Source organism: Actinotalea ferrariae CF5-4 (genome assembly GCF_000603945.1).
Classification (GTDB): domain Bacteria; phylum Actinomycetota; class Actinomycetes; order Actinomycetales; family Cellulomonadaceae; genus Actinotalea; species Actinotalea ferrariae.
The window spans coordinates 1-4,105 of sequence record NZ_AXCW01000297.1; the positions used below are offsets into that span (position 1 = coordinate 1).

Consider the following 4,105-nt stretch of genomic DNA (forward strand, 5'->3'; position numbering starts at 1 on the left):
TCCGACTGCTCGACCGACCGACCCGACCAGCCCGCCCCGGCCGATCCCCCTCAGTCTCCCAGCTGCTGCCACAGGAACGTGTACGCGAGGGCGCTCATGTGCGCGGCCTGGGCGTTGGTCGCCGCGCCGCCGTGGCCGCCCTCGATGTTCTCGTAGGACGTCACGTCCGCGCCGACCTCCCGCAGCAGCGCGGCGAACTTGCGCGCGTGGCCGGGGTGCACCCGGTCGTCACGCGTCGACGTCGTCAGCAGCAGGGGCGGGTACGCCCGCCCGGGCTCGACCAGGTGGTACGGCGACCAGTGCTGGAGGAACGCCCAGTCCGCGGGGTCGTCCGGGTCGCCGTACTCCGCGGCCCACGACGCCCCTGCCAGCAGCAGGTGGTAGCGGCGCATGTCCAGCAGCGGGACCTGGCAGACGATCGCCCCGAACAGCTCGGGGTACTGCGTGACCATGTTCCCCATGAGCAGGCCGCCGTTGCTGCCGCCCTGCGCACCGAGCCGGTCCGGCGTCGTGACGCCCCGGTCCACGAGGTCGCGGGCGACGGCGGCGAAGTCCTCGTAGGCGCGATGGCGGTTCTCGCGCAGCGCGAGCTGGTGCCAGCGCGGCCCGTACTCCCCGCCGCCGCGGATGTTCGCCAGCGCGTAGGCGCCGCCGCGGGCCAGCCAGGCGCGGCCGAGCCCGCCCGAGTACGAGGGCCGCAGCGAGATCTCGAAGCCGCCGTACCCGTACAGCAGCGTCGGCACGGGCCCGACGGCGGCGCGCGGGCGCACGAGGAAGTAGGGGATCACCGTGCCGTCGGCGGACGTGACCCGGTGCTGCGTCACCTCGTGCGTCGAGCCGTCGAAGAACGCCGGCCCCGCCTTGAGGTGCTCCGGCTCGCCGACGACGCCGTCGGGCCCGATGGTCGCGCGGCCGAAGGTCGACGGCGTGAGGAAGCCGGTGACGGTGAACCACACGTCCTCGGAGTCGATGCTGTCGACGGCGCGCAGCACGACGGTGCCGAGCGTGGGGGCGCCCAGGTCGGCCGGGGCGACCTCCACCCGGTGCCAGCCCGCCGCCGTCGGCGTGAGGACGTGCACCCGGTCGGTGACGTCCTCGAGGGTCGTGAGCACGAGGTGCGAGCGGGTCCAGGTGGAGGCGGCCAGCGACGACGTCGGCGTCGGCGCGAAGAGGACCTCCAGCTCGCGGTCGCCGGCGAGGAACGGGTCCAGGCGGGCGGCGAGCAGCGAGCCGCCCGCATAGGTGCGCCCGCCGACCGCCCAGTCCTCCCGCAGCTCGACGAGCAGCCACTCGCGGTGCAGCCCCACCTCGGCGCTGTCCGGGACGTCGATGCGGGTCAGCGCGTCGCCTTCGCCGACGAGGAACACCTGCTGGTGGTAGAAGTCCGTCGCCCGTACGACGACGTCGCGCTCGAAGCCCGGGGACCGGTCGTGGTGCGCGGACACCGCCAGGTCCGTCACCTCCGCCTCGAAGACGACGGGCGCCTCCTCCAGCGGCGTGCCGCGCGTCCAGCGCCGGACCTGCCGCGGGTAGCCGGACGTCGTCGTCGAGCCCTCGCCCGTGTCCGTCGTGAGCCAGGTGGTGTCCTGGTCGATCCAGCCGACGCCGCCCTTGGCCTCGGGGCGCCGGAAGCCGTCCTCGACGAAGGTCCGGGTCTCCAGGTCGAACTCCCGGGTGACATCGGCGTCCGAGCCACCCCGCGAGAGGTCCACGAGCGCCACCCGGCAGTCCGGCCGCAGGATGCTCGCGCCGTGCCACACCCAGCCGACACCCTCCGCCTCCGACAGCGCGTCGAGGTCGAGCAGGACGTCCCACTCCGGCTCGGCCGTGCGGTAGCTGTCCAGGGTGGTGCGCCGCCACAGGCCCCGCTCGTGCTGCTCGTCCTGCCAGACGTTGTAGAGGTAGCCGCCCGCCTCCCCGACGCCCGGGATCTTGTCCTTGGAGTCGAGCACCTCGAGGATCTCGTCGCGGATGGCCGTCTGGAGGTCGCCGCCGAGCCGCTCCAGCGCCTCGGCGTTGCGCTCGCGGACCCACGCGAGCGCGTCGTCGCCGTCGACGTCCTCGAGCCAGAGGTGCGGGTCGTGCGGGGCCTCAGCCTGTGCGGCGTCGTCGGCGGTCCTCGCAGCTGTCGTCGGAGCGGTCGCGGTGGTCGAAGAGGTCCCGGGAGTCGTCACGACGTCGATCCTTCGCGCTCGCCCACCCGCAGGGCAACTCCGGCCCCCGACGACGCCCTCGGTTCGACGGGCCGGCCGTCAGCGGCGCAGGTGCTCCAGGAGGTCGACGGCGCGGTCGTGCGTCTCCGGCAGCGGCTCGATCCAGATCCGCGGGGGCTGGCGCAGCAGCTCGCCGATCGCGAGCTCTGTGGCGTGCTCGTTGACCTCCTCGCGCAGCCGCGTGACCGTCCCGCCGAGGTCCCAGTCGCGCGCGACGAGGATCGCGAAGGCCCCGCCCCCGAGCGCGGCCATGGGGTGCCCCTGGGGGAGCGCGGCGGCGAGCGCGCGGCCCATCGCGGCGGACCGCGCGGCGCGGCGCCAGGGGTGGTTGTCCCCGACGGCGACGTCGACGAGCAGCAGCGCGTGGGTCACGAAGGCGTGGTGGGCGTGGCGCCGGGCGGCGCCGTACGTCTCGGCGAGGCGCACCGAGAGGTAGTCGACGGTCGGGAGGCCGGACTCCGGGTCGATGCAGCTCGCGCGGACGGGGGCGTTCTCGAGCGCGGCTGCCCAGCCCTCGCACAGGGCGCGCACGGACTCCAGGGGCGGCTCCGTCCCGACGACCTCGAAGAGCACGGCGAAGTCGTCGAGCGCCTCGGCGATGCCGACGCCGGTCGAGCCGCGCATCTCCCCGAGGCGGTGCGCCGCGGGGGCGAGCGAGCCGTCGGAGGTGAGGGCCTCGGTCAGCGCGTCGACCGCCGGGTGGTACCAGTCGCCGGGTCGCAGCCACACGTGCTCCACCGTGCGGGCGCGCCACTGCTCGCGCAGCGCCACCGCGGGGGTCTCGACCCTGTCCGTCCTCACGGGGGATGAGAGCGGGGGTCCGGCCGGTCATGACGCGACTTCGCCTTCAGGAACCGGGTGAAACGACCGATGTCACCTGAAGGGTCTACGAAGTGAGCCCGGCGGCCGTGGGACGCTGGGGCACGAGACATCCGGTGGAGGCGTCATGACCGCTGTGGGCAGCGGGTGGGACCTCGCCAGTGACGCCGAGCTCATCACGGCCGTCCGCGCGGGCGACAGCTCCGCCTTCGGCGTGCTCTACGAGCGTCACGTCCCCGCCGCCCGGTCGGTCGCCCGGCAGTACAGCAACTCCCACGCCGACGCCGAGGACGCCGTCGCCGACGCCTTCTCCCGGGTCTTCGCCGCCATCCGCACGGGCGGGGGACCGGACGTCGCGTTCCGCGCCTACCTCTTCACCGTCCTGCGCCGCGTCGCGATGCACCGCGTCGAGACCGGTCGCCGGGCGCAGCCGACCGACGACCTCGCGACCCTCGAGTCCGCCGTCGGCCCGGGGGAGTCGACCGAGGAACCGACGATGCTCGACTTCGAGCGCGGCGTCGTCTCCGAGGCCTTCCGCTCCCTGCCGGAGCGGTGGCAGGCGGTGCTCTGGTACACCGAGGTCGAGCAGATGTCGCCGGCCGACATCGCCCCCGTCCTCGGCCTGACCGCCAACGGCGTCGCGGCGCTCGCGTACCGGGCGCGGGAAGGGCTGCGCCAGGCCTACCTGCAGCAGCACCTCGCGGCCCCGCTCGACGACGCCTGCCGCATCGTCAACGCCAAGCTCGGCTCCTACGTCCGCGGCGGCCTGGCCAAGCGCGAGACGGCGCTGGTGGAGTCGCACCTCGACGAGTGCCTGGCCTGCCGCGCGCTCGTGCTCGAGCTCGGGGACGTCAACCACGGCATGCGGGCGGTCATCGCGCCGCTCGTGCTCGGTGCGGTCGCCTGGACCGTCCTGGAGGGTGTGGGCTTCGGTGGCGCGATCTCCGGCGCCGCCGCGGCGGCCGCGGGGACGGGTGCCGGCTCGGGCGCGGGCGCTGGCACGGGTGCGGGATCGGGTGCTGGTGCGGGCTCGGGTGCTGGTGCGGGCATGGGTGCCGCCACCCCGGCCGCGG

General features: G+C 74.7%; 3 protein-coding genes. 1 reads left to right on the plus strand and 2 read right to left on the minus strand.

Translation table 11 applies throughout. From position 1 onward, the window contains the following. Positions 1–50: 50 nt before the first annotated feature. Positions 51–2,174: a prolyl oligopeptidase family serine peptidase gene (locus N866_RS16630; RefSeq protein WP_052023182.1), complete on the minus strand. Its 2,124-nt coding sequence runs from the start codon at positions 2,172–2,174 to the stop codon at positions 51–53. Between the two features lie 78 nt (positions 2,175–2,252). Beyond that, positions 2,253–3,014: a hypothetical protein gene (locus N866_RS16635; protein ID WP_034228518.1), complete on the minus strand. Its 762-nt coding sequence runs from the start codon at positions 3,012–3,014 to the stop codon at positions 2,253–2,255. A gap of 145 nt (positions 3,015–3,159) precedes the next feature. Here N866_RS16635 and N866_RS16640 point away from each other — a divergent pair. Then, positions 3,160–4,105: sigma-70 family RNA polymerase sigma factor (locus tag N866_RS16640; RefSeq protein ID WP_155855436.1), on the plus strand; the 946-nt coding region annotated here is incomplete at its 3' end.